The following is a 1105-nucleotide window of genomic DNA, read 5'->3' on the forward strand; positions in this document are numbered from 1 at the left end:
TTCTGACCATCATTAACGCAATGGTTAGAAATAGCCAAATATGGGATGAGTCTTACCATCAGTTGACTTCTTAAAAAATACGGTTGAAGACAGTTGCTCCAGTATTCGGATGCGGAATGCATCTCAATCCAGGCACTATGATGCCCTAAACCTGAGAGGAGCCACCCCTTTACGTCTCTGACTTCTCACCGCAGGTCAAATATTGGTGGGAAGTGCTCATCTTATTTTCCTTCGCTTGGGCTAAAAACGTAGCCTCAATTCGTTATCCAGCAAGGGTAAATAGCATGGGCCCAAATTTTTTGGCAAAAACGGTCCAAAATTTTTGTCCCCGCCTCATCTCGCCCCCGTTACGCTCTATGCAGCGAAGGAACTCAACGAAAGAAATTTAATTGTAGGGCGGGTTGTCTACATCAATCTTTATCAGTGTAGTAAAGGAATTATCTGTGACATTAAAGGAAAACAAAAATTGTCCTCTATAGAAAATATCAATAATGTTGCAGTCAACGGCGGTGAAGCGGTATTTGATATTGTCTTTTTTGACGGATACCGTAATAGAAATATTCCCGAATATATTTTGAAAACAGGCGTTCAATGGGAAATTAAAAATGAGTTTGTCAGTACCGAAATAATTGCTATGTTGATTGGATTCGCAGATAAAAGAGAAAAAGAAGAACAGGAACAAAAAGAAAAAATTGCTCTGGAATTCGATCAGGCGGTTGAAGAATTAAGAAATAACCCTGAATATTAACATTTAAATTTGCTTGATAAAAATGGACGTTGTGAAACAAAACAGGTTGCTAAAAACATTCGGGCGGAATTAAAAAAATTTCACCCAAAAACGAGATTTTCTGTTCGTGAGGAGCACTATGATTCTATCACCATTAATTGGATAGATGGGGTTAATAAAGATAAAATTGAAGAATTAGTTTCAAAATTTTAAAATGGCAACTTTAACGCCTATGACGATATTTATGAATATCATCGAGATCCTTTTACTGAGGTATTCGGTCATGATTCCAATTTATTGATAATGATGAATGTTCAGATAATATCCAATGACTCGGTCATGCATTTCCACGGATTTTGAAAAAGACAACGTTTTACG

General features: G+C 36.9%; 3 protein-coding genes. 2 read left to right on the top strand and 1 reads right to left on the bottom strand.

The genetic code is table 11. The annotated features are described in order from the left end of the window. The first annotated feature begins 322 nt into the window (after nt 1-322). Together Xvie_RS20340 and Xvie_RS20345 are read left to right on the top strand one after the other, a co-directional pair. A complete protein-coding gene (locus Xvie_RS20340) occupies nt 323-748 on the top strand; it encodes a hypothetical protein (protein WP_167376346.1) in 426 nt (141 codons plus the stop codon). 9 nt (nt 749-757) lie between these two features. Next, nucleotides 758-940: an LPD29 domain-containing protein gene (locus Xvie_RS20345; RefSeq protein ID WP_086110888.1), complete on the top strand. Its 183-nt coding sequence runs from the start codon at nt 758-760 to the stop codon at nt 938-940. A gap of 81 nt (nt 941-1021) precedes the next feature. On the opposite strand, the gene Xvie_RS20350 is transcribed toward Xvie_RS20345, so the two are convergent. Further along, nucleotides 1022-1105, bottom strand: an 84-nt coding sequence (locus tag Xvie_RS20350) for an IS1 family transposase (RefSeq protein WP_244175492.1), incomplete at its 5' end; no start/stop codon positions are given.

The sequence above is a fragment of the Xenorhabdus vietnamensis genome (assembly GCF_002127535.1).
Taxonomy (GTDB): domain Bacteria; phylum Pseudomonadota; class Gammaproteobacteria; order Enterobacterales; family Enterobacteriaceae; genus Xenorhabdus; species Xenorhabdus vietnamensis.